This is a genomic window from Streptomyces sp. NBC_00090 (assembly GCF_045160815.1).
Classification (GTDB): domain Bacteria; phylum Actinomycetota; class Actinomycetes; order Streptomycetales; family Streptomycetaceae; genus Streptomyces.
Genome location: NZ_CP108224.1, coordinates 8269525 through 8292521 on the forward strand (window position 1 = coordinate 8269525; position 22997 = coordinate 8292521).

General features: G+C 71.7%; 20 protein-coding genes. 14 read left to right on the forward strand and 6 right to left on the reverse strand.

Annotated features, from left to right (window positions below; translation table 11 throughout):
* The first annotated feature begins 32 nt into the window (after positions 1-32).
* Together OG361_RS36760 and OG361_RS36765 are read left to right on the forward strand one after the other, a co-directional pair.
* Positions 33-1211, forward strand: coding sequence for a 4-hydroxybenzoate 3-monooxygenase (locus OG361_RS36760; RefSeq protein ID WP_405860614.1), 1179 nt, complete (start codon positions 33-35; stop codon positions 1209-1211).
* A gap of 126 nt (positions 1212-1337) precedes the next feature.
* On the forward strand, positions 1338-2732 hold the full coding sequence (locus OG361_RS36765) for an NAD(P)/FAD-dependent oxidoreductase (protein WP_405860616.1): 1395 nt from the start codon (positions 1338-1340) through the stop codon (positions 2730-2732).
* 28 nt (positions 2733-2760) lie between these two features.
* Here OG361_RS36765 and OG361_RS36770 read toward each other — a convergent pair whose 3' ends face one another.
* The gene (locus tag OG361_RS36770; RefSeq protein WP_405860618.1) at positions 2761-3360 is read right to left on the reverse strand and encodes a hypothetical protein; all 600 of its coding nucleotides are present in this window, start codon (positions 3358-3360) and stop codon (positions 2761-2763) included.
* A gap of 134 nt (positions 3361-3494) precedes the next feature.
* Here OG361_RS36770 and OG361_RS36775 point away from each other — a divergent pair, with 134 nt between their 5' ends.
* From OG361_RS36775 to OG361_RS36785, 3 genes are all read left to right on the forward strand, one after another.
* The gene (locus tag OG361_RS36775; RefSeq protein WP_405860620.1) at positions 3495-5717 is read left to right on the forward strand and encodes a SpoIIE family protein phosphatase; all 2223 of its coding nucleotides are present in this window, start codon (positions 3495-3497) and stop codon (positions 5715-5717) included.
* A 70-nt stretch (positions 5718-5787) separates the two neighbouring features.
* Complete coding sequence (locus OG361_RS36780; RefSeq protein WP_405860622.1) at positions 5788-6285, forward strand: DUF2975 domain-containing protein; 498 nt, start codon at positions 5788-5790, stop codon at positions 6283-6285.
* Positions 6285-6530, forward strand: a complete 246-nt coding sequence (locus OG361_RS36785; RefSeq protein WP_405860624.1) for a helix-turn-helix domain-containing protein — start codon at positions 6285-6287, stop codon at positions 6528-6530. Before OG361_RS36780 ends, OG361_RS36785 begins: the two co-directional genes overlap by 1 nt.
* Positions 6531-6591: 61 nt before the next feature.
* Here OG361_RS36785 and OG361_RS36790 read toward each other — a convergent pair whose 3' ends face one another.
* Genes OG361_RS36790 through OG361_RS36800 form a run of 3 tightly spaced genes read right to left on the reverse strand, consistent with a single transcriptional unit; the run spans position 6592 to position 10724 of the window.
* Positions 6592-7266, reverse strand: coding sequence for a response regulator (locus OG361_RS36790; protein ID WP_405860625.1), 675 nt, complete (start codon positions 7264-7266; stop codon positions 6592-6594).
* A 1-nt stretch (position 7267) separates the two neighbouring features.
* The gene (locus OG361_RS36795) at positions 7268-8428 is read right to left on the reverse strand and encodes a sensor histidine kinase (RefSeq protein WP_405862638.1); all 1161 of its coding nucleotides are present in this window, start codon (positions 8426-8428) and stop codon (positions 7268-7270) included.
* Positions 8429-8480: 52 nt separating this feature from the next.
* The gene (locus OG361_RS36800; RefSeq protein ID WP_405860627.1) at positions 8481-10724 is read right to left on the reverse strand and encodes an MMPL family transporter; all 2244 of its coding nucleotides are present in this window, start codon (positions 10722-10724) and stop codon (positions 8481-8483) included.
* Positions 10725-11039: 315 nt separating this feature from the next.
* Between OG361_RS36800 and OG361_RS36805 the strand changes: the two genes are divergently transcribed.
* The 4 genes from OG361_RS36805 (at position 11040) to OG361_RS36820 (ending at position 14826) form a co-directional block, all read left to right on the forward strand.
* Complete coding sequence (locus tag OG361_RS36805; protein ID WP_405860629.1) at positions 11040-12530, forward strand: SulP family inorganic anion transporter; 1491 nt, start codon at positions 11040-11042, stop codon at positions 12528-12530.
* Between the two features lie 97 nt (positions 12531-12627).
* Positions 12628-13272, forward strand: a complete 645-nt coding sequence (locus OG361_RS36810) for a dihydrofolate reductase family protein (RefSeq protein ID WP_405860631.1) — start codon at positions 12628-12630, stop codon at positions 13270-13272.
* A gap of 112 nt (positions 13273-13384) precedes the next feature.
* Entirely contained in the window at positions 13385-13963 is a 579-nt protein-coding gene (locus OG361_RS36815; RefSeq protein WP_405860633.1) for a carboxymuconolactone decarboxylase family protein, read from the forward strand.
* Complete coding sequence (locus OG361_RS36820) at positions 13960-14826, forward strand: RNA polymerase sigma-70 factor (protein ID WP_405860635.1); 867 nt, start codon at positions 13960-13962, stop codon at positions 14824-14826. The genes OG361_RS36815 and OG361_RS36820 overlap by 4 nt, the downstream gene beginning before the upstream one ends.
* 188 nt (positions 14827-15014) lie before the next feature.
* Here the strand turns inward: OG361_RS36820 and OG361_RS36825 are convergent, their stop codons facing one another.
* Positions 15015-17006, reverse strand: coding sequence for a flavin monoamine oxidase family protein (locus OG361_RS36825; RefSeq protein WP_405860637.1), 1992 nt, complete (start codon positions 17004-17006; stop codon positions 15015-15017).
* A gap of 269 nt (positions 17007-17275) precedes the next feature.
* Positions 17276-17929 carry a class I SAM-dependent methyltransferase gene (locus OG361_RS36830; protein ID WP_405860639.1) on the reverse strand — a complete coding sequence of 218 codons (654 nt, stop codon included), beginning with the start codon at positions 17927-17929 and terminating at the stop codon, positions 17276-17278.
* A gap of 194 nt (positions 17930-18123) precedes the next feature.
* Between OG361_RS36830 and OG361_RS36835 the strand changes: the two genes are divergently transcribed.
* The 5 genes from OG361_RS36835 (at position 18124) to OG361_RS36855 (ending at position 22970) form a co-directional block, all read left to right on the forward strand.
* Positions 18124-18906 (forward strand): TerD family protein, encoded by a 783-nt coding sequence (locus OG361_RS36835; protein WP_405860641.1) that lies wholly within the window; start codon positions 18124-18126, stop codon positions 18904-18906.
* Positions 18903-19427: a hypothetical protein gene (locus OG361_RS36840; RefSeq protein ID WP_405860643.1), complete on the forward strand. Its 525-nt coding sequence runs from the start codon at positions 18903-18905 to the stop codon at positions 19425-19427. The genes OG361_RS36835 and OG361_RS36840 overlap by 4 nt, the downstream gene beginning before the upstream one ends.
* A gap of 480 nt (positions 19428-19907) precedes the next feature.
* A complete protein-coding gene (locus OG361_RS36845; protein ID WP_405860645.1) occupies positions 19908-20639 on the forward strand; it encodes an iron-containing redox enzyme family protein in 732 nt (243 codons plus the stop codon).
* A gap of 55 nt (positions 20640-20694) precedes the next feature.
* Positions 20695-21702 carry an EamA family transporter gene (locus tag OG361_RS36850; RefSeq protein WP_405860647.1) on the forward strand — a complete coding sequence of 336 codons (1008 nt, stop codon included), beginning with the start codon at positions 20695-20697 and terminating at the stop codon, positions 21700-21702.
* Positions 21699-22970, forward strand: a complete 1272-nt coding sequence (locus OG361_RS36855; RefSeq protein ID WP_405860648.1) for a hypothetical protein — start codon at positions 21699-21701, stop codon at positions 22968-22970. The genes OG361_RS36850 and OG361_RS36855 overlap by 4 nt, the downstream gene beginning before the upstream one ends.
* Positions 22971-22997 lie beyond the last annotated feature (27 nt).

Here is a 22997-nt window from a genome sequence, read left to right on the forward strand (position 1 = left end):
CCCACCTCCATCACGCTCACGGAGACCACCTCATGCCCCGTACCACCGTCGGCATCATCGGAGCCGGACCGGCCGGCCTCCTCCTCTCGCACCTGCTGCACCGGCAGGGCGTCGACAACGTCGTCCTCGAACTCCGCGACCGGGCGTACGTCGAGCGGCGCCAGCGCGCCGGCATCCTCGAACAGGACACCGTCGACGTGCTGCGCGCCTCCGGCGCCGGCGCCCGCATGGACCGGCAGGGCCTGGAGCACCACGGCATCGAGCTCCGCTTCGACCGGCGCTCCCACCGGATCGACTTCCCGTCCCTCACGGGCGGCCGGTCGGTCATGGTCTACGCCCAGACCGAGGTGGTCAAGGACCTCATCGCCCTGCTCCAGGAGGCCGGCGGCACGATCCTCTTCGAGGCCGAGGCCCTGTCCGTCGACGGCATCGAGACCGACCGGCCCGGCATCCGCTACCGCCACGAGGGCGCCGAGCACATCCTCGACTGCGAGTTCGTCGTCGCCTGCGACGGCTTCCACGGCATCGGCCGGCGCTCCCTGCCCGAGGACGTCCTCACCGTCACCGAGCGCACCTACCCCTTCTCCTGGCTCGGCATCCTCGCCGACGTCGCACCCTCCTGCGACGAGCTGATCTACGCCCACCACGAGCGCGGCTTCGCCCTGCACAGCATGCGCTCGCCCGAGGTCAGCCGCCTCTACCTCCAGGTCGACCCGGACGACTCGACGGACAACTGGCCGGACGAGCGGATCTGGGACGAGCTGGAGGCCCGCTTCGCCGTCGACGGCGACTGGCAGCTGAAGCGCGGGCCCATCACCGAGAAGAGCATCACCCCGATGCGCAGCTTCGTCGCCGAGCCCCTGCGCCACGGGCGCCTCTTCCTCGCCGGGGACGCGGCCCACATCGTGCCGCCCACCGGGGCCAAGGGCCTCAACCTCGCCGTCGCCGACGTGACCCTGCTCGCCCAGGCCCTCACCCGCCACCACACCCGGCGGGACGAGTCGCTGCTCGACGCCTACTCGGAGACCGCGCTGCGCCGCGTGTGGCGGGCCGAGCACTTCTCGTACACGATGACGACCCTCCTCCACACCAGCCCGGACGACACCGCCTTCGACCGTGGTCTGCGCCTCTCTCACCTGCGCTACCTCGCGAACTCGGGGGCGGCCTCGGCCTCGCTCGCGGAGAACTACGTCGGTTTCGGCGACAACTGACGACCGGTGGCGTAAGGCGCGAGCGCCTTACGTCAACACCATTGACCTTGAAGTGCCGGGGAGGGTGTCATGGCGGCACTTCGGAGGCCCGCACCTCACCTCCGCGATTCCAAGGAGCCCGCCGTCATGGACCCCCTCGCCTCGCTCCGGGACGCCGAACCGATCCCGTTCTGGCTCGACAGTCCCGAGAAGCCGCAGTCCACCCCCGCGCTCGTCGGCGCGACCACCTGTGACCTCCTCGTGGTCGGCGGTGGCTACACCGGCCTCTGGACGGCCCTCGTCGCCAAGGAGCGGGACCCCTCGCTCGACGTGGTCCTCGTCGAGGGTGACGAAGCCGGTGGCGCCGCCTCCGGGCGCAACGGCGGTTTCTGCGAGGCCAGCCTCACCCACGGCCTGGACAACGGTCTCTCCCGCTGGCCCGACGAGATCGGGCTCCTGGAGCGCCTCGGCCGGGAGAACCTCCAGGCCATGGAGGACACCCTCGTACGCCACGGCATCGACTGCGACTGGGAGCGCACCGGCTCCCTCGCCGTCGCCACGGAGCCCTACCAGGTCGAAGGCCTCGAGGAAGAGGCCGAGACCGTCGCACGGTACGGCGGCGCATCCGTACTGCTCGACGCCGACGCCGTGCGCGCGGAGATCAACTCGCCGACCTTCCTCGCCGGTCTGTGGAACAAGGACGACGTGGCCATGGTCAACCCGGCCCGCCTCGCCTGGGGCCTCAAGCGGGCCTGCCTCGAGCTCGGTGTCCGCATGCACGAGCACACCCCCGCGCTGTCCCTCGACGAGCAGGGGCACACGATGGCCGTCCGCACCCCCTACGGGCGGATCATCGCCCACAAGGTCGCCCTCGCGACCAACGCGTACCCCTCCCTGCTGCGACGCCACCGCCCGTACACCGTGCCCGTCTACGACTACGCGCTCATGACGGAGCCGCTCAGCGCGGAGCAGCTGGCTTCCGTCGGGTGGCGGAACCGGCAGGGCTTCGCGGACATGACCAACCAGTTCCACTACGTCCGGCTGTCCGCCGACAACCGGATCCTGTGGGGCGGCTACGACGCCGTGTACCACTACAACGGGCGCGTGCGCCCGGAGCACAACCAGCGGCACGAGAGCTTCGCGACCCTCGCACGCCACTTCTTCCAGACCTTCCCCCAGCTGGACGGGGCGCGCTTCTCCCACGCCTGGGGCGGAGCCATCGACACGAGCACCCGCTTCTGCGTCTTCTTCGACACCAGCCACCGGGGGAAGGTCGCCTACGCCGCCGGCTTCACCGGCCTCGGCGTCGGGGCGACCCGCTTCGGGGCAGAGGTCATGCTCGACCTGCTCGACGGTGCCCGCACCGAGCGCACGTCGCTCGAACTCGTCCGCCGCAAGCCGCTCCCGTTCCCGCCCGAGCCGGTCCGCTCGGTGGGCATCGGCATCACCACGTGGTCCATGGCCCGTGCCGACCGCAACGAAGGCCGCCGCAACCTCTGGCTGCGCACGCTGGACCGTCTCGGTCTCGGATTCGGCAGCTGAACCCGCGGTCGGCCAGGGGACGGCCCGCTCACGTGTCGTCGGTGACCGTCGGATTGACCGCGTCGAAGACCATCGTCCCGGTGACGGGGTCCAGATGGAACGTCGCGGAGTACACGTCGCCGGTGACGGCCGAGGTGAACGCCTCACTCGACCGCCACGCGATGCGCTTGGACGCGGTGGACCCCGTGGGCGTCTTGGGCGCCTTGGAGGTCTCGGATTCCTCGGGCACTCCGGGAGCGATGATCGCCAGAACGTCCGGCGGTTCCGCGGCCGGCGTCCAGGCGTACTCCTTCAGCAGCCGCCGGACATCCGCCTTCGCGAGGGTCGCCACACCGGAGAGCCGGTAGTCGGTGGGCCCCGGCACCCGGGAATCGGCCTTGCCGAGGGGAGCCGAGGCCCACTCGACGCCGGTGACGGTCCCGAACTGCGGGAATCGCCTCAGGATCGGAGCGGTGTCGCGTCTGATCTCCGCCTGCGGGGTGCTCTGCTCCGTCGATCGGCTCGACGAGGCGGTGGCCGGGCGGCCGTCGGACGGTCCGTCCGCGCCGCCGCCGCACCCGCTGATCAGCGTGGTCGACAACAGGAACAGGACTCCGGCCGCCGTACGGCGGGGGTCGGTGAGGCTCATCGGTCACCACCGGTCGGCTCGGTGCCGGAGTCGACGTCCTTCGCCGCGGCGTCGAGATCGTACCGGTGCCGCGTGCCGCCGAGGAGTCGGGCCCTTGTCGCGCGAGCGGGGGCAGCCGGACGTAGGGTCCGAATATGGGTGACGTTCCCGCTGCCGACGGCGCCGACGACGTCTTCGGCGGCGGATGGATGGACGCGGCACTCACCGAGGTCATGCGCGCGACCGGGGCGTCGATCGGACTGGTGTACCTGCGGGTGCCGGGGGACCGGGTGCTCGGGCTCGCCCTCGTGTCGGGCGTCTCCCGGGAGATCGCCGCTCCCTGGGTCCGGGTCCCGGCCGACGCCCCGATCCCGGTGGCCGATGCCATGCGGGACCGGAGAACCGTGTGGCTGTCGGGCCGGGAGGAGATCGCCCACCGCTACCCCCGGCTGGGGATCGTGCTGCCGTACGACTTCATGCTGGCGGCCGCCCCGATCGCCGACACCACGACCATGTGGGGCGGCGTCGTCCTGCTGTGGCCGGTCTGGCACGCGCCCCAGCTCGACGAGCGCGAGCGCGCGACGCTCGACGCCTACTGCCACAGGTCGGCGGAGCTGCTTCGGTCGGCGGAGCTGCTTCGGTCGGCGGCCGGACAGGACCCGAAACCCTTCCCCCCGGAGCCGCGTGTCGTCCGTGCGGCGCGCACCTCCGAGGCCGATCCCGCCCGTGCCCTGGCCGCCGTCGACTTCACGGAGCGGCTGCCCGTCGGCTGCTGCGCCATGGACCTCGACGGGCGCATCACCTTCGTCAACACCGCCGCGGCCGAGCTGGTCGACGCCGGTGCGGCCGCCCTGCTCGGCAGACGGCCGTGGGAGGTGCTGCTGTGGCTGAACGACCCCGCCTTCGAGGACCGCTACCGCGCGGCGGTGGTCACCCGCCGGCCGGTGTCGTTCACCGTCCTGCGACGGCCGGGGATCCGGCTGCTGTTCGTGCTCTATCCGGACTCCACCGGCATCAGCGTCCACATCACCCGGGTGGCGGGGCCCGCCACGACGGACGAGGGCGCGGACGGGGAGCCGTCGGAGACCGCCGGAGCGGGAGCCGCGCGGGCGGTCGCCGACGGCTCCCCGTCCGCGTCACCCCCGCAGCACGTCGAGCCCGTCGGCGCCGCCGCCGTCTACCACCTCATGCACCTGGCGGCGACGCTCGCCGAGGCGGCCGGCGTCCATGACGTCGTCGAACTCGTCGCCGACCAGATCGTGCCCGCCTTCGGCCCGCAGGGCCTCGTCCTGATGAGCGCGGACGAGGGACGGCTGCGCATCATCGGCCACCGCGGCTACAGCCAGGAGTTCGTGGACCGCTACGACGGCACGCCCCTGACGGCGGAGGTCGCCGACGCCCAGGTGCTCGTCAGTGGCGTGCCCGTGTTCTTCCCCACGCCGGAAGAACTCTTCCGCGCCCACCCGCACGCCCCGCGCTACGAGGACCGCAGCGCCTGGGCCTTCCTGCCGCTCATCGCCTCCGGCCGCCCGGTGGGCTCCCTGATCCTCTCGTACGACCGGCCGCGGCCCTTCCCGGGGGCCGAACGCGCCCTGCTCACCTCCCTGGCCGGGCTGATCGCGCAGGCCCTCGCCAGGGCCCGTCTCTACGACGCCAAGCACTCCCTCGCGCGCAGCCTCCAGACCAGCCTGCTCCCGCACGGCCTGACCCCGCTCCCGGGAATCGTCGTCGCCGCCCGCTACCTGCCCGCCGGCCACGCCACGGAAATCGGCGGGGACTTCTACGACCTCATCCACGCCACGCGCGACACGGTCATCGCCGTCATCGGCGACGTCCAGGGGCACGACACGAACGCGGCGGCCCTCATGGGGCAGGTCCGCATCGCGGTCCACGCGCACGCGACCGCCGGCGCCTCCCCGGGCGACATCCTCGCCCGTACCAACCGGCTCCTGAACGACCTGGACCCGGACCGCTTCACCAGCTGTCTGATCGTCGAGCTCGACCTCGCGCACCACCGGCTCCGGCTGGCCACCGCGGGCCACTCCCCACCGTTGCTGTGTCACCCCGACGGCCGTACCCACCTCCTCGAGGTCCCGCCGGGGCTCCTCCTCGGGATCGACGCGGAGGTCGAGTACGCCACCGCGGAGGTCCCCTGGGAGCCGGGTTCCGTCCTCGCGCTCTTCACCGACGGGCTGGTCGAGGCCCACGGTGTCGACATCGGCACCGCTACGGCGGAGCTGGCCGACCGCCTCGCCCGCTCCCGGAACGAGGACCTCGACGTGCTCGCGGAGGGCCTCATCCGGCACGTCAAGGACCCCGCGCACCGCACCGACGACGTCGCCCTCCTGCTCGTCCGCCGACAGCTCCCCGACCCCTGACCCACTTGCCGCTTCTATCGAATATCGATAGCTTGTTATCGCTATTCGATAGTCGATCGCTGGAGGGGTCATGGGGAAGATGACGGTGCTCGCGCTACGGGCCGTACTCGCGACGCTGTTCGCCGGTTCGGTCTTCGTGGAAGCGGTGATGGTGCCCCTGCTCGCCGCCGACCTGGACGGTCTCGCGCCGGAGTACGCGTACCTGCGCACACCCCTGCTCGTCATCACCGTCCTGGGCGTCGTGGCGGCTCAGGTCGTCCTGGTCTCCGTCTGGCGGCTGGTCACGATGGTGCGGCGAGGGACGGTGTTCTCGCACGCGGCCTTCCGGTACGTGGACGTCATCACCGGCGCCTTCGCGGCGGGCACCGCCCTCGTGTTCGCGTTCGCCGTCGTCCTGGCACCCGGCGAGGCCGTCGCCCCGGGCGTCGTCCTCCTGATCTGCGGGGCGAGCCTGGCGGTGCTCGGCGTCGCGCTGATCGTGCTCGTCCTGCGGATGCTGCTCGCCCAGGCCGTCGAGCGCGACGTCGAGGCGACCCGGATGCGCGCCGAGCTCTCCGAGGTGATCTGATGCCGATCGTCGTGGACATCGACGTGATGCTGGCCAGGCGCAAGATGTCCGTCGGCGAGCTCGCGGAGCGCGTCGGCATCACCCCCGCCAACCTCGCGGTGCTCAAGAACGGCCGCGCCAAGGCGGTCCGCTTCACGACGCTCGCCGCGCTCTGCGAGGTGCTCGACTGCCAGCCGGGAGACCTGCTGCGCTGGGAGACGGACGGCGCGGCCGACTCGCTGGCGGCCGTCGGCGAGACCGCGTAACGACCCCCTCGGACACGCCCCCCAGGTACGGCAGCGCCGGGCCCGCGGAACCAGGGGGTGTCTAGCGCGGAGTCTCGCGGTCCGGCAGCAGGCCCTGGTCCAGGGCCACGACCACCGCGCGCGTACGGTCGCTCACGTCCAACTTCGCGAAGACACGCAGCAGATGGGTCTTGACCGTCGCCTCGGCGATCACGAGGCGCCTGCCGATCTCGGCGTTGGACAGCCCGTCGGCCACCGCACCCAGTACGTCCTGTTCGCGCGCGGTCAGGACGACCGGGGCGGGGCGGCGCATCCGGGCGACCAGGCGTTCGGCGACGCGCGGGGCGAGGACGGTCTCGCCGCGGGCGGCGCCGCGTACGGCCTCGGCGAGCTGCTCGGCGGTGGTGTCCTTGAGCAGGTAGCCGATGGCGCCGGCCTCCACCGCACGCTCGATCTCGACGTCGGTGTCGTACGTGGTGAGGATCAGCACCCGCGTCGGGGCGGGGCCCGCGGTGATCGCGGCGGTGGCCGCGACCCCGTCCATGACCGGCATGCGCAGGTCGACCAGGGCGACGTCGGGGGCCAGCCGCTCGACGAGTTCGAGGCCCGCGCGCCCGTCGTCGGCCTCCCCGACGACGGCGATGTCCGGGACGGGCGCCAGGAGCGAGATCACTCCTGCGCGCATCACGGTGTGGTCGTCGACGACCACGACCCGGATCGGGGCCCCGGCGGCGTGCGGTTCGTGTGCTGCGGGCATGTCAGGCCTGTCCGTTCGTGTGGAAGGTCGCGAGGACGCGGGTGCCGTCCCCGACCGAGCTCGTCACCGTCAGCTCGCCGTCGAGCTCGGCGAGCCGCTTGCGCATGCCGTCCAGACCGAAGCCGCGCGACTCCTCGACCGCGAACCCCCGTCCGTCGTCGGTGATCTCCAGCTCGATGGCGTGCGGATACTGGGCGAGGACCACGCCCACGGTGCTCGCGTCGGCGTGCTTGCGGACGTTGGCGAGGGACTCCTGGGTGCAGCGCAGCAGCGCGATCCGGGTCTGCTGGTCGCAGTCGACGTCCTCGGGGAGCTCCGCGTCCACCGTGACCCCCGTGTCCTGGGCGAACCGCTCCAGGGTGCGGCGCAGGGTCGGCACCACCGAGCCGGGGGTGAGGCCGCTGTGCGGGGCCGAACCCACCAGGACCCGGGCCTCGGCGAAGTTCTCCCGGGCGGTCCGCTCGATCGAGCGCAGTTGCCGGGCGGTGCGCTCCGGATCTCCGGCGAGGCCGGTCCGGGCGGCCTCGGCCAGCACGATGATGGAGGCGAAACCCTGGGCGAGGGTGTCGTGGATCTCGCGGGCCATGCGTTCCCTTTCGTCGGCCGCGCCCTGGCGGCGGTGGGCGTCCGCCAACTGCTCCTGGGTGAGGGACAGTTCCGCGGCGAGTGCGGTGGCGCGGGCCTCGCTGTCCGCGACCAGGCGGTGGAGCAGGACGCCCGCAAGGACCGACACCGCGTACCCGGTCAGGGCCGCGACCGCGTTCCCCGGCGAGTCGCGCAGCAGGCTCCCCGCGGCGGTGGCCGCGGCCGCGCAGCCGCTGAGCAGTACGGCCGCCCGGCGCCCGCGGGTCTGGAACCAGAACTGGGGGAGAGCGACGACGAGCAGGGCCGCGCCGCCGCCCGGGAGAGCCGCCATCACCCCCAACCCGGCGGCCAGGGCCACCAGATAGCCGGTCGGGTGGATCAGCGCGCGGTGGGTGGCCGTGTAGGCGAGGGCCAGTGCCACGAGGACCAGGGAGGCCCATTTCGCGGGCCCCGAGTCGTTGCCGACGGCGATGACCGAGGGGATCAGCCCCAGCAGCAGCCAGGCGGCGGTGTACCAGCGCCGGAGGGCCGTGAGCGCCGGCCGCTCGGCGGCGCCGTCGGCCGCCCGCTCGGCCATCCGCGTCCCTGTCCCGTCGGTCATCCGCGTCCCCATCCCGTCGGTCATCCGATCAGCCTACGGACATCGGCTGACGCTCCGTCCGCTCGGGCCTCCCGGTGGGGCGCGTTCCGCGCGCGGGCCACCAGTTCGCCTCGCCGAGCAGCAGCATCAGGGAGGGCAGCACCAGGATCCGGATCACGAAGGCGTCCAGCAGGACCGCGACCGCCAGGCTGAAACCGATCTGCTTCATCTCGATCAGGTGCAGCGCGGCGAAGCTCGCGAACACCGTCACCATCACCACGGCCGCACTGGTGACCACCCCGGCGGAGGAGGACAGGCCCCCCAGGACCGCCTGCCGGTTGGAGGCGCCGGCGAGGCGCGCCTCGCGGATCCGGCTGATCACGAACACCTGGTAGTCCATGGACAGCCCGAAGAGGATCACGAAGAGGAACAGCGGGACACGGGAGCCGATCGAGCCGGTGGAGGTGAAGTCGAGGATTCCCTCGGCCCATTCGTTCTGGAAGACCAGGACCAGCACGCCCAGCGAGGCGAACGCGGAGAGCAGGTTGAGGACGACGCCGACGAGTCCGAGGACCACGGACCGGAAGGCCCACACGGTCATCGCGAAGGTGACCAGGAGCAGCGCCCCCACGATGAGCGGCAGCTTGCGCTTCTGGTGGGCGGGGTAGTCGGCGTAGCGGGCGACCTCGCCGGTGACGGCCACCTCGGCGCCGGCCAGTGCGCCGACCGTCCCGGGTACGAGCTCGCCGCGGAGTCGTTCCAGCGACTCCCGGGCCTCCGGGCTGTTCACGGAGCGGATCACGGGCATCTCGAGGAGCGTGGTGCGGCCGTCGGCCGAGGCGCGCAGTACGGGTGTGCCGCTGATCGCCGGGTCCTCGGCGGCCGCGCGGTCGGCCAGGGCGCGCAGGGCGCCGGTGACCGACCCGGCCCGCTCGGCGTCCGCGCGGACGACGACCTGGTGCATGGACCGCAGCTCGGGGTAGGCGCCGAGGAGCCGGTCGTAGGTCTTCATCGCCGGGATGGCGCGGGAGTGCGTCTCGCGGCTCATCTCCGTGACGTTGATGTGCAGCACGGGCAGGGCGAGGGCGACGAGGGCGAGGCCGGACACGGCGAGGGTCACGGCGGGGTGCTCGGCGACGGGACGGAGGATCGCGGCGGTGATCCGCCCGCCCCCGGTGCGGCCCGCACCCGGGGTGCGGGAGGCGCGGCCCCGTACGGGCTTGCCGGCGGCGGCGCGCTCCGCGGCCACCCGGGCCTTGCGCGCCGCGCGGCGTTCGGCCCGCTCGCCCAGCAGGGCGAGGAGCGCGGGCAGGACGGTCAGCGAGCTCAGGACGGCGACCAGGGTGACGACGACCGCTCCGGTGGCGATCGAGGAGAAGATGACGTCGTCCGCGAGGTAGAGGGTGGCGCTGGAGACGGCGACGGCCAGCCCGGACACGACCACGGCCCGGCCCGAGGTCGCCGCGGCGAGCTCCACGATCGCCTGGGTGGTCAGGCGTCCGCCGTCGGCCCGGCCCCGCTCCTCCCGCTCCCGCTTGAGGTAGAAGAGGGTGTAGTCGACGCCGACGGCGAGACCGATCAGCAGGATGACGTTGGTGCCCACCCCGGCGTCGGGGAAGACGTGCGAGGCGATCATCGACAGGCCGACGGCGGCCACGATCGAGGAGATCGCGAGCAGCAGCGGTACGACGGCCATGACCACCGACCCGAAGACGATCAGCAGCGTGATCAGGGTCACGGGCAGGGCGATGATCTCGGTACGGGCGAGGTCCTCGCCGCGCAGCTCGTCGACCCCCTTGCCGATGGAGGGGCCGCCCACCTCCTCGACGATCAGCCGCGGGTGCGCGGCCCGGACCTCCGCGGTCTGCGCGAGCAGCGCGTCGACGTGCTGCTTCCCTTCGAACTCCGCACCCTTCATGGTGACGTCGACCCGCAGGGCGGTGCCCCCGGCGTCGGCGACCGGGGCGGACACGGACAGCACCTCGGGCAGCTGCCGCATCCGGGCGCCGATGTCCCGCGCGGCGGCCTCGGCCTCGGCCCGGTCGAAGGGGCCGGTGCCGGGCGCGGCCTGGATGAGGACCCGTTCGAGGGGCTTCTGCTGGAGACCGCCCTCGGCGGCGAGGGCCTCGGCACGGCCGGCCTCGCCGATGCGGAAGTCCTCGGTGGTCGCCGGGTTCGCCCCGAGGGCCAGGCCCGTACCCAGGCAGAGGGCCACGAAGAGAATCCAGCCGACCAGTGCGCGCCAGGGATGCCGGGCGCTGTGGCGGGCCATGCGTACGGTGGGGTTCGTCATGCGTCCCAGACTCGTCGTCGGGGCCGTCTCGCCGACAGGCTCGGCCGGTTGAACCTCGTGTCCACCGACCGGTGGACAAGGGGCCGCGCCGGCGGTCCGTGCCCAGGGTCGTGCCCACGCCGTGACCCCGTCCCTCCCCGCCCTCGCGCCACGGTAGATTTGCCGGGGTGGGGTCGGCGCGCGGCCGTCCCGCCCTTGCCGTGTCGGGGCCGACGCAGCCCCCGGCGAAGATCCATTCTCCCGTACGCCCCCCGCTGAATCGGGTGTGCCCGATCACGACAGGTTCCAGTTCCCTTGTCCTCTTCTGCTTCCGCCGTGAACCCGGTCGCGCGACTGCGCGCCCTGAAGCCGGACTGGCTGCGTGACCCGAGGGTCTGGCGCACCGAGGTGCTCGGCGGCCTCGTCGTCGCCCTCGCGCTGATCCCCGAGGCGATCTCGTTCTCGATCATCGCCGGGGTGGATCCGGCGATCGGCCTGTTCGCCTCCTTCACGATGGCCGTGGTGATCTCCGTCGTCGGCGGCCGGAGGGCGATGATCTCCGCCGCGACCGGCGCCGTCGCCCTCGTCATCGCGCCGCTGAACCGCGAGCACGGGTTCGGCTACCTGGTGGCCGCCGTGATCCTCGCCGGCGTCTTCCAGATCGCCCTCGGGGCGCTGGGCGTGGCGAAGCTCATGCGGTTCATCCCGCGCTCGGTGATGGTCGGCTTCGTCAACTCCCTCGCGATCCTGGTCTTCATGGCCCAGGTCAAGGAGGTGCGGGACGTCCCCTGGGCCGTCTATCCGCTGATCGCGGCGGGGCTCGCCCTGCTGGTGCTCTTCCCGAGGGTCTCCACGGTGGTCCCGGCCCCGCTGGTCTCGATCGTCATCCTCACGGTCATCACCGTGGCCGCCGGGATCGCGGTCCCGACCGTCGGCGACAAGGGCAGCCTGCCGTCCTCCCTGCCCACGCCCGGCCTGCCGGACGTGCCGTTCACGCTCGACACGCTGACGCTGATCGCCCCGTACGCCTTCGCGATGGCGCTCGTCGGGCTGATGGAGTCCCTGATGACGGCGAAACTGGTCGACGAGATCACCGACAGCCGCTCCAGCAAGACCCGCGAATCGATCGGCCAGGGCGTCGCCAACATCGTGACCGGCTTCTTCGGCGGCATGGGCGGCTGCGCGATGATCGGCCAGACGATGATCAACGTGAAGGTCTCCGGCGCCCGCACCCGCCTGTCGACCTTCCTCTCCGGTGTGTTCCTGATGGTGCTGTGCATCGTCGGCGGCCCGGTCGTCTCAGAGATCCCCATGGCGGCCCTGGTCGCCGTCATGGTCATGGTGTGCATCGCCACCTTCGACTGGCACTCCCTCGCCCCGAAGACCCTCAAGCGGATGCCCGCCGGGGAGATCGCCGTCATGGTGATCACCGTCGTGGCCGTGGTCGCCACGCACAACCTCGCCGTCGGTGTCGTCGGCGGCTCGATCACCGCCATGGTGATCTTCGCCAGGCGCGTCGCCCGCCTCGCCGACGTCACGGCCGTCATCGACCCGGACGGGTCCACGGTCGTCTACCGGGTCACCGGAGAGCTGTTCTTCGCCTCCTCGAACGACCTCGTGGGCCGCTTCCAGTACGCCACCGACCCCGACAGGGTCGTCGTCGACCTGTCCGCCGCCCACATCTGGGACGCCTCCTCCGTCGCCGCCCTCGACGCGATCGAGACCAAGTACGCGCAGCGCGGCAAGACCGTGGAGATCACCGGACTCAACGCGCCCAGCGCCGAGCTCCACCACAAGCTCAGCGGCGAGCTCACCGCCGGGCACTGACCCCCGACCGGGTGAGCCGGGTGCCGTCGCGGTGGTGCGGCGGCCACCCACAGGGTCTATCTCTTGTCGGAGACAACCGACTCATCGGGAGTAAGCCATGGGCCTCATCCACATCGAGCTGTTCGCGACCCTCGACCTCGTCGGGCAGGCGCCCGGCGGCCCCGACGAGGACCCGGTGGGATTCCCGTTCGGCGGCTGGCAGGCGCCCCTGCTCGACGAGGTCGCCGGGGCGCAGATCGGTGCCGCGTACGAGGGCACGGACGCCCTCCTGCTCGGCCGGCGGACGTACGACATCTTCGCCGCCTACTGGCCTCACCAGGAGGGCGGTGAGGACAACGAGATCGCCACGCTCTTCAACAGCGTCCCGAAGTACGTGGCCTCCCGCGGCAGGCCCGACCTCTCGTGGGCCGGGTCCACGCAGCTCGGCCCGGACCTCGCCGACGCCGTGCGTGAGATCCGTGACCGGCACGAGCACGTGAAGGTCGTCGGGAGTCTGAACCTCGTGCAGACCCTCCTGCGCGAGAAGCTCTTCGACCGTCTCGACCTCTGGCTGCACCCGATCGTGCTCGGCGTCGGGAAGAAGGTGTTCGACGACGGCGCGGTGCCCACCAACGTCACGCTCCTCGCGCCCCCGGTAGCCGGCCCGAAGGGCACCGTGTACCTCCGCTACGGGATCGCCGACGGCATTCCCGCAACGGGGGACATGAGCCTGCCCGACCGCGGTGCCGGAAGCGACGGCTGAGGCGCTCGCCCGGCTGCATTCGCATGCTCCATGTGTGGTGGCGGTGGTTGTCACATGTGCGGGCCCGGCGGTGTCTTCATGGCAACCAGCCGGACACACAAGGAGAAGCACCATGGCGCTACGCGTCCCGAAGGCCGAGCTCCCCACCGAGCTCAGCGAAAACATGATCAAGCAGCTCGGTGCCGTGCCCGAGCCGGTCGAGGCGGTGTGGCACAGCCCCGAGGTCGCCACCTCCAACCTGGAGTTCTCGGCCAGGCTCAGCGAGTGGGACGCGGCCGACGCGAGTCTCAAGTCGTTCGCGCACATGGCCGTCGCGGCACAGGTCGGCTGCGGCTGGTGCCTCGACGTCGGCTACTTCCAGGCGCAGAACGAGAACCTGGACCTGGCCAAGGCGAGCCAGGTGCCGCGCTGGCGGGAGTCGGAGGTGTTCACGCCGCTGGAGCGGGACGCGCTGGAGTACGCCGAGGCGATGACGAACACGCCGCCGACCGTCACCGACGAGTTGTACGCGAGCCTGCTCGAGCGCCTCGGTCCGGCGGCGATGGTCGAGCTCACCGCGTACATCGCCTTCGTCAACATGGCGACCAGGAACAACAACGCGAACGGGGTCACGTCGCAGGGCTTCTCCGATGCCTGCGAGATTCCCCTGGCCACGCCTTCTGGGACGGCCCGGGGAGAGTCGGCGGCATGACGGAGGACCCGTTCGTCGCCCATCGCGGTCTTCTGTTCACGGTTGCCTACGAGATGCTCGGGTCGGCGGTCGACGCGGAGGACGTGCTGCAGGAGTCCTGGCTGCGGTGGGCCGGCATCGACCGGTCGCAGGTGAGCGATCCGCGCGCGTACCTCGTTCGGGTCGTCACACGGCAGGGTCTCAACCGGCTGCGCACCCTGTCGCGCAGCCGCGAGGAGTACGTCGGCGAGTGGCTGCCGGAGCCACTGCTGACCAGCCCTGATGTTGCCGAGGACGTCGAACTCGCGGAGAGCGTCTCGATCGCGATGCTGACCGTCCTCGAAACCCTCGGGCCCACCGAGCGGGCGGTGTTCGTGCTCCGCGAGGTGTTCGAGATGCCGTACGGCGAGATCGCCGAGGCGGTAGGGAAGACCGCGGCCGCGGTGCGCCAGATCGCTCGGCGGGCCCGCGAGCACGTGGCGGCCCGACGGCCGAGGGTGCAGGTGGACCAGGCGGAACAGCAGGTGGTGGTGGAGCGTTTCCTGGCCGCGTTGCGCACCGGGCAGTTGCAGGAGCTGATGGAGGTCATGGCGCCCGACGTGGTCCTGATCACCGATGGCGGCGGGATCGTGCCCGCCGCTCTGGCTCCGATCCACGGTGCCGAACTGGTGGCGCCGTTGCTCGCGCGCGCGCATCGCGTGGTGGCCGCGCTCAGGACGACGACAGTTCCGCTCAACGGCGCGCCCGCGGGCCGGATCGAGTTCGACGGCGAGCCCACGGCCGTGAGCCTCGTGGTGGAGGACGGGCGGGTCACCCGGATCTACGTCGTGCGGAACCCGCAGAAGCTGACGCGTCTTGACGAACCGACCGAGCTCGCGAGGTAGGCCCGCCGCTGTTCGGGCGTCGTGAGTGTCCCGGGCGGTCGCAACCGCCCGGAACACTCACGGCCGTCCGCTGTCCAGTGGTCAGACCCCGATCCGTCCGGGCGGCACCCCAGGTGCGCCGCCCTTCGGCGTTCCCGGACACCGGCTTCGTTCCCGGAGGCCCGGACCGGGCCTCCCGTCAGGTCCGGTCAGCCCGCGTGGACCTTCAACGCCGTCCGGACCGCGGATTCGAGGGCGCCCTCGATCCAGGCCGGCTTGATCGACGTGTGGCAACCCGCGAAGTGGAGCGCACCCTCGGACGTGGGGACGTCGGGGAAGAGCTCCGTGTGCTGGCCGGGGGAGAGCACGGAGGCCTCCCCGTACGCGTAGTGGTCGCGCATCCAGGACTGGGTCTTGCACTTGTTCGTGAAGAAGACCTCACAGCGGCGGCCGAAGACGGCCTGCACCCCGGCGAGCGCGCGCAGGTACCGCTCCTCGTCGGCGAACGCGTCCCATTTGAGGGCGTCGTCGGCCCAGCTGTAGGAGGCGAGCATGATGCCTCCGTCGCTTCCCTCCAGCGGGTGCGCGTGCTCGAAGTACATGAACCGGTTGGCGTTGTCGCTCACGGTCCCGCCGCCTCGGACGTGCGAGGCCTCCGGCTCGGAGCCCCTGCCCGGCGGCCGGAAGACGGCGAAGCACTCCTTGAGGTCGTCGGGGATCGTCACCCCCAGGTCCTTCACGGACCGGTGCGCCCCGAGGTACTCGCCGTGCCCGACCCCGCCCGACCGGTACTTCTCGTAGAGCCCGGCCTCGATCGAGTCCAGCGCCTCCTTCCACTCCGCCTCGGTCATCTCCCACCAGCGGCGGGAGAACTCCAGCAGCACCTTGGTCGCGGCGTCGTAGTGCAGTTCGGTGATGGCCCGGCGCTTCCCGTAGGTGAGCGGAGGGTCGAAGGTCACGTGGCGCAGCCCGGAGAAGGGCACGGTGATGATCGCCTCGTCGCCCTCGAAGACCTCCGTGACCCCCCCTTCGCCGTTCTGGAAGCCCTCGGAGACGGTGTGCACCCTCACCTTGCCGTCGCCGTGGTCGACGCGTACGGCACGCCGGTCGAGCCGCACCTTCCCCTTCACCGGTGCGTAGAGCGCGTCGGCGAGGATGCCGGTGCCGCCCTTGAGCTCCCAGAACCTGGTACTGGGGTCGATCAGCGCGCTGGACAGGAAGCTGTGCATGAAGGAGAGGTGCAGCCGCGAGGTCAGGTTCTGGATGGTGCCGACGAGGTCGATGGTCCGCGTGTCGAGCCGGGCGACCTCGGTGAGGTACCGGTACATCGACCAGTGGCCGTACTTCTTCAGGATCTCGACCCATCCCTCGACGAGGGCCGTCCCCTCCTTGCCCCGGACGAGCCGGCGTGCGGGTTCGAGGGCCTCCGCGAGGATGGTGGCAGCGGTCTTCGTACGGTTGGGGCCCCTGACACCGAAGGTGTCGTTGATCGGGGCGGGGTTCCGCTCGTAGTCGGCCCTGCGCATGTGCGTGCCGTTGACGTGGATCCAGGTGCGGTTGGCCTTCTTCGTCGGGTCGTCGACGTCCACGTCCACCAGGTAGAACTCCTGGCGCGGCAGGTCGAACCTCTCGATCAGCGCCATCAGGAGCGGGTGGCTCTCGGGCAGCCGCATGGCCCCGCCCTCGGCGTACTGCAGGGGGTCGGCGAAGGGCTGCTCGCCGTTCTCGTGGCCGCCCTTGCGGAAGGTCTTGATGCGGCCGCCGACGCGGTTGCCGTTGGCCTCGATCACGACGACGTCGTGGCCCGCCCGGTTGAGCAGGTCGGCGGCGAGCAGGCCGGCCGGGCCGGCGCCGACGATCAGGACCCGCTTCGTCGACTTCGCCCGGCTGGCGGGCAGTCCGTTCTCGACGGCCCTCAGATAGGCCGGGACGAGGGACTCGTCGTGCTCGTCGTAGACGGCGATGGCGCGCGCGACCGTGGTGTACGAGCGGGGATCGGTGCCGGGCGGTGCGGCGGCCGGCACCGCCGAGGGGGCGGTCGCGGGGCTGAACGCGGTCGCGGGCGCGACGGTGGCGGCCGTGAGCCCGGCCGCTAACGCCGAGGCGCCGGTCACCGTGACCACGGAGCGCCGCGAGGGCAGCGCGCCGCTCGTGCTGTGGGAGGTGTTCGTGTCTGGTGTGGGGGTGTTCTGAGTAGTCATCGCGCCACACACTTGGCGTAACAGCATCGCGTGGCCAGCGACTTCACACGGACGAGGACGCTAAACCACTCGAACCGTTACTTGACGCGCATGCCGGTCCGCGTGGCCGCCGCCCCGACGTCCTGGCCGCCCAGCGCCGGGAACGCGCCCGCATCCGCACCGAGAAGGCATCCGCTGGGGCGGCCGCCCTCTCAACCCGGCGGTCTGACCGCCCGCCCTGTGATCGTCGGCGGTCAGCACGAGCGGCCTCACCCCGGGAACGAGCCCCGTCAGGGCCTTTCGGGCTTGCGGGCCAGGAGGCAGGCGCGTGGTCGGTTCACCCGTCCGCCGGGCTCCTGCTCCAATCTCGCGGTGAGGACGAGTCCGGCCTGGTCCAGCAGCTCCACGATGCGGTCCAGGGGCAGAAGGTACGACTCGTAGGACACCGGACGGCCATAGCCGTGGGTCGGCTGGAGTCGCTCATTGCCGACATAGTCCCCCCAGAGCAGGTAGCCGCCGGGCGCGAGCGTGCGGTGGAACTCGGCGAACACCGCCGGCAGCCACTGCGGGGGCGTGTGGTGGGTGGAGTACCAGGCCAGAATGCCGCCGAGGTCGTCGTCCCTCATCTCCAGCGCGGTCATCGAGCCCTCGGTGAACCGCAGGTTCGGATAGGCGTGCCGGGCCAGCCCGATCATCTTCGGCGACAGATCGACGCCGAAGGCGGACACCCCCAGCCCGGCCAGGTGCGCCGTCACGCGGCCGGGGCCGCACCCCAGGTCCGCGACCGGCCCCAGAGCGGCGGTCCGCACGAGTTCGGCGAACCCCGCCAGCATCGCGCGTGACAGCGGGTCCATGTCGGCTGGAGGCGGGACGCGTTCGAGGTAATCGGCGGCGACCGTGTCGTACGACTCGCGGACGGCGGTCAGGAAGGAGAGCTCAGCCATGCCGGCGACCCTAGAGCAGGCAACTGGCAGGCCGTGGCCCCACCTTGAGTTGACCTGCGCGGCGTCCACCGCTCGAGGCCGAGCTCCGGCGCTCCTGATCGGGAGCTTGTCCGGGGGCGGCGGGGGATGCAAGATCGATCCATGATCGACAAGGGTGGGGACGCGAGGGGAAGGGCGGGCGCGCCGTGGGGGCGATGATCAAGGGAGACAACGGCTTCGTGCCGTCCGTGCCGCTGCGGATCGCGGTCCGGGGTGGCGTGGACACCATGGCGTTGCTGCTCACGGAGGACGGTCGGGTGCGGGGGGACGGCGACGTCGTCTTCCACGGGGCGCCGACGCATCCGTCCGGCAGCGTGCGGCTCACGGAGACGGGCCACGGCACGTCGTGGCTGGAGCTCGGCCTCCCGGCCGTCGAGCCGCGGATCGCGCGCGTCCTCGTGGTCGGCTCGACCGAGCACGGTGCGATACGGGACGTCGTCGGGCTGTCCGTGGAGGCCTTCGCCCCCGACGGCACGTCGGTCGCGCGGTACGACGTGACGGACGGCGCGGGGGAGACGGCGATGGTGCTGGCCGAGCTGTACCGGCGGGCGGGGGGCTGGAAGTTCCGGGCGGTGGGTCAGGGGTACGCGAACGGCCTCGCGGGCCTGGCCACGGACCACGGCGTGGACGTGGCCGAGGAGGGAGCGGGCGCGGGCGCGGGGGCGCAGGCTCCCGCCCCTGCGGTGCCGTTCGCCGTCCCGTCGGCTTCCGCTCCCGCGGTGCCGCCCGCCATCCCGCCCGCGGTCCCGCCCGCCACGCTCCCGTTCCCGCGGTGCCGTTCGCGGTCCCGTCCGCGCCCGCTCCCGCGCCCGCACCCGCTCCGGCGGTGCCGTTCGGCGCCCCGCCCGTGGTCGCTCCCGCGCCCGCCGCCGCGGCCTTCTGGTCGTACGGGCCCGTCTTCGAGCCGTACACGCGGGCCGGGCGGGACAACGACGTGATCACCGTGAAGGGGCTCCCGCCCGGCCCGGCGGTCGTGGGGCTCGACGTGCGGGGCGACGGGTACACGGGTCTCTCGGTCCTCGACCGGCGCAACAAGGAGGGGGACACCCTCGTCAACAGCACCGAGGAGGACTTCCGTGGCCGGGTGCTCGCCACCGTCCCGGGGAACGGGACCCTGCGCCTGAAGCTGGAGGCGGAGGGCCCGTGGCGGGTGGAGGTGTCGCCGCTTGCGACGGCCCTGCGCCTGACGGCGGAAGAGGTGGAGTTCCGCGGCCCCGAGGTGCTGCTGCACCTGGGGGGCGTGGCCGACCTCGCCATTCACTACCGGGGTGACGACAACCTCATCGTCAACATCTACGAACTCGGAGGCCACGACGACCACACGGCTCTCCCCGAGGACGAGAACGTGGTCAACGAGATCGGCGAGCGGCGCGAGACCGTTCCGCTGCCCGAGGGGCCGCTCGTGGTGCAGTTCGAGATGGCGGACGGCCCGTGGCGGGCCCGGCTGGAGCATCTCTGAGCCGGTCCGGTCCGGCCGGCCACGCCCCGCGTCCGGTCCGGCCGGCTCCCCGGCGGTCATCCGCCCCCGAACTCCCCACGACCGCGCTCAAGGCGCGAGGGAATCCGCGCTGACCTCGGGCCCTTTCCGCCACCGCGTTCTCGGCATTCCGAATGTGGCTGAATCGCGGTAGCGGAAAACGGGAAATCACTCACCCGCTTCTCCTTCCATTCACAAATGGAAGGTGATCCACTCTCAATTCCCGTTTCGGCGAGGGAATGAGGCCATGTGGCGCTAATACCTCGTCTTCTCGCGGTGGATCCGGTCAATGCGGCGAGGCATCAAGCCATTGGGGGAGGGGTTGTTGTCGTCCGGGGTTTCGCGCGTGCAGGGTTCCTCTGAACAGCGCGACCGTCCCCGTTGGCACGGGGGAGCGGTGCTTCGGGGGGAGCTTCAGGAGACTTCGAAGAGCCGTGCCCCGAAGTCCCGAAAGGCTACGACGTGTTCACTGACGACATCCGCAGGCAGGTCGACACGGCGCTCGACGCGGTGCGAGAGCATTCCCTGGTACGGGCAGCGGCGGACGGCACGCTGCCGCTGGAGAACGCCACCCGCTGGATCTTCTGCGCGGGCCGGGAGAGCCGCAGTTTCCCCTGGATCCTCCAGGACCTGCTGAGCTGGACCAAGAACGAGAAGGTCCGCCGCATCCTGCGGGAGAACCTGGACGACGAGCTGGGCTCCGGCGACCCCTCCCACGCCCACTTCCTGCACTACCTGCATCTGCTCGACGACCTGGGCGTGCCGCGCCGGGCCTTCGACGACTACCGGGAACGCAGCGGAATCAAGCTCGCCCTGCAGCTCGCCTTCACCATCGCCCGCGGGGCCAACACCGGCCGCTCGATCGGGTACATGCTCGTCAACGAGGCCATGACGCCCGTCACCTACACGGCCGCCAAGCAGGCGCTCACCAAGTACCACCCCGACCTCGACACCAACTTCTTCGATCTGCACATCGAAGTCGACGACCAGCACGTGGCCGCCCTCTACGAAGCCGTCGACGCCCTGCCCGAGGAAGACCGCGCCGACCTTCAGTACGGCATCGCCCTGGGGCAGCGCGGCATGGAGATCCTCCTCGACGAGGCCTACGGGATCTTCGACAGCGTCGACGAGGACATCGACATCACCGCCGAGCGCTGGAACCCGCTCTCGGTCACCGCCACCCCGGACAACTGAGAGCCGACACCCCTCCATGCCCGACACAGCCGGCCCGGCGCCACACCGGGGCGCGATGACACGGGGGATACCCGCGCTGGGCGCGTACGCCGCGCTCAGCGCGGGCTTCGACGTGTACGCGGGGGAACGCGTCCAGCAGTACAGCCCGATGACCCTGGCCGCCGTGTCGTTCGGACTCGTCACCGCGGTGTTCCTCGGCTGGGACCTCGTGGTGCGAGGACCGTCCGAGGTACTGCGGCCGGTGCGCGCCCGCCGGGCGGACGTCCTCGCCCTCAACGCCACCACCGCGGTGGGCTGGCTGACCATGCTGTACGCGCTGGTCCGCCTGGAGCCCGCCGTCGTCAACGTGGTGGGCCTCGCCGTGGGGCCGGTCCTCACGGTCCTGCTGGAGCCGGTCCTGCGCCGCCGCGCGCGTCCGCTGCGTACCGAGGTCGTCGTCTCGGTCGCCATCACCGTCGTCCTCGCCGTCCTGGTGTGGGGCAGCCTCGCCGGGCGCAGCGCCGTCGGCGGACTGGGAACCGGGGACGCGGTGATCGGCCTGGCGCTGACCCTGGTCTCGGGCGTCGCGTCGACGGGCAACCTCATCTTCTCGAAGCGGCTCAGCGACGCCGGGTTCGGACCCCGCGCCGTCATGTCCGTCCGCTTCCCGGTGACGCTGGTGACCGCCTGGGCCGTGGTCCTCCTGAGCGGACGGTCGGGCGAGCTCGGTCCCGCACTGCCGTCGGCCGCGGTCCTGGCCGTGCTCGGCGTCGGCCTGCCCCTCTACCTGATCCAGGTGGGCCTCCGCCACACCGAACCCATCACCGCGTCGCTGTTCTCCGCGCTGTCACCGCCGCTGGCCTTCCTGCTCCAGCTGACCGACGCACGCCTGTCGGTCGCCCCGCTCACCCTGGTCTGCGTCGTCGCGATCACCCTGCTGATCGGCGTGGGCGTGCTGGCGCGCCACCGTCACGAGCAGCGGGCCCGGCCGAGGGAGCACGACCCCGGCGTGATCCCGCACCATCCACCCCCCATCCCCGATCCCGACCCAAACCCCAACCCCGAAGGGGCCCGACCACTGTGATCTGCGCCGTCGTCGACGCCTACGGCATCGCCCGCTACCTTCCCGAGACACTGCGCCGCTACGGCGTGGAGCCCGTCCACGTCCGTTCCCAGAGCCCGGACATCCACCTCGCCTACCGCCCCGAGGACTTCGGCACCGACATCGAGCACCTCGGTGACCCGGCCGCCACGGCGAGGGCGCTGCGTGACCTCGGCGTCGACGTGGTGATCGCCGGCGCCGAGTCGGGCGTCCTGCTGGCGGACGCCCTCTCCGCCGCGTTGGGCACCCGGGGCAACGGCATGACGCGGCCGACGGTGCGCCGCGACAAGTACCTGATGGCCGAGGCCGTGGCGGCTGCCGGTCTGGCCACCGCGCACACCCTGCGCACCGACGACCCGGAGAGGGCCGTGGCCTGGGCGCGCGGGCTGGGCCTGCGGCCCGTCGTCCTCAAGCCCGTGGCCAGCGCGGGCACGGACCGGGTGTTCTTCTGCGACACCGACGACGAGATCCGCCGCGCGCACGCGTTGATCATGTCCGGACACGACCGCTACCGCAGCCCTGACACCGCCGTGCTGGTCCAGGAGTGCCTGGTCGGCGCAGAGCACTTCGTGAACACGGTGAGCGTCGACGGCGTGCACCGTACGGTCGAGGTCTGGCGGTACAACAAGCGCCCGGCTCCCGGCGGCCGTTCCATCAACGACTTCGACCAGCCGCTGCCGCCCGGCAGCCCCGCCTACGAGGCCCTCTCCGCGTACACCGCACAGGTGTTGGACGCGCTGGAGGTGCGCAACGGCGCCGCCCACACCGAGGTGATGCTCACCGAGGCCGGTCCGGTCCTGGTCGAGTCCGCCGCCCGCCCGGGCGGCGCCCAGCTGCCGCACGTCGTACGTGCCTGCCTCGGTACCGACCAGCTCGACTGCCTGGCGCAGTCGATCGCCCATCCCCAGCGCGTCCTCGACGGCACCCTGCGCACCAGCCGCATCGAGCGGTACCTGCGTTACGTCAACCTGATCACGCCACGCGACGGCGTCGTTCCGGACCACGACGGGTGGGCCCCGGTCCGCGCCCTGGAGTCCTACACGGACATGGTGCTGACGATCCCCTCCGGTGACCCGGCGCCCGAGACGGTCGACCTGGTGACCTCCGCCGGATACGTGTACCTCACCTCGTCCGACCCGGCCCGGATCGAGAAGGACTATCTCCGGCTGCGTGCCCTGGAATCCACCGGCCTGTACGAGACACACGCGGCGGACCGGCCGGGTACGGCGGCCGAGGGAGTGCCGAGGTGATCATGGCGACCCTATGCTGGCCTCCGG

Coding starts and splice junctions, on each gene's coding strand:
- OG361_RS36810 (WP_405860631.1), top strand. CDS start 12,628: ATGGGCCTCATCCACATCGAGCTGTTCGCGACCCTCGACCTCGTCGGG.
- OG361_RS36760 (WP_405860614.1), top strand. CDS start 33: ATGCCCCGTACCACCGTCGGCATCATCGGAGCCGGACCGGCCGGCCTC.
- OG361_RS36765 (WP_405860616.1), top strand. CDS start 1,338: ATGGACCCCCTCGCCTCGCTCCGGGACGCCGAACCGATCCCGTTCTGG.
- OG361_RS36785 (WP_405860624.1), top strand. CDS start 6,285: ATGCCGATCGTCGTGGACATCGACGTGATGCTGGCCAGGCGCAAGATG.
- OG361_RS36820 (WP_405860635.1), top strand. CDS start 13,960: ATGACGGAGGACCCGTTCGTCGCCCATCGCGGTCTTCTGTTCACGGTT.
- OG361_RS36830 (WP_405860639.1), bottom strand. CDS start 17,929: ATGGCTGAGCTCTCCTTCCTGACCGCCGTCCGCGAGTCGTACGACACG.
- OG361_RS36795 (WP_405862638.1), bottom strand. CDS start 8,428: ATGGCCGAGCGGGCGGCCGACGGCGCCGCCGAGCGGCCGGCGCTCACG.
- OG361_RS36850 (WP_405860647.1), top strand. CDS start 20,695: ATGACACGGGGGATACCCGCGCTGGGCGCGTACGCCGCGCTCAGCGCG.
- OG361_RS36780 (WP_405860622.1), top strand. CDS start 5,788: ATGGGGAAGATGACGGTGCTCGCGCTACGGGCCGTACTCGCGACGCTG.
- OG361_RS36775 (WP_405860620.1), top strand. CDS start 3,495: ATGGGTGACGTTCCCGCTGCCGACGGCGCCGACGACGTCTTCGGCGGC.
- OG361_RS36825 (WP_405860637.1), bottom strand. CDS start 17,006: ATGACTACTCAGAACACCCCCACACCAGACACGAACACCTCCCACAGC.
- OG361_RS36790 (WP_405860625.1), bottom strand. CDS start 7,266: ATGCCCGCAGCACACGAACCGCACGCCGCCGGGGCCCCGATCCGGGTC.
- OG361_RS36835 (WP_405860641.1), top strand. CDS start 18,124: ATGATCAAGGGAGACAACGGCTTCGTGCCGTCCGTGCCGCTGCGGATC.
- OG361_RS36800 (WP_405860627.1), bottom strand. CDS start 10,724: ATGACGAACCCCACCGTACGCATGGCCCGCCACAGCGCCCGGCATCCC.
- OG361_RS36815 (WP_405860633.1), top strand. CDS start 13,385: ATGGCGCTACGCGTCCCGAAGGCCGAGCTCCCCACCGAGCTCAGCGAA.
- OG361_RS36770 (WP_405860618.1), bottom strand. CDS start 3,360: ATGAGCCTCACCGACCCCCGCCGTACGGCGGCCGGAGTCCTGTTCCTG.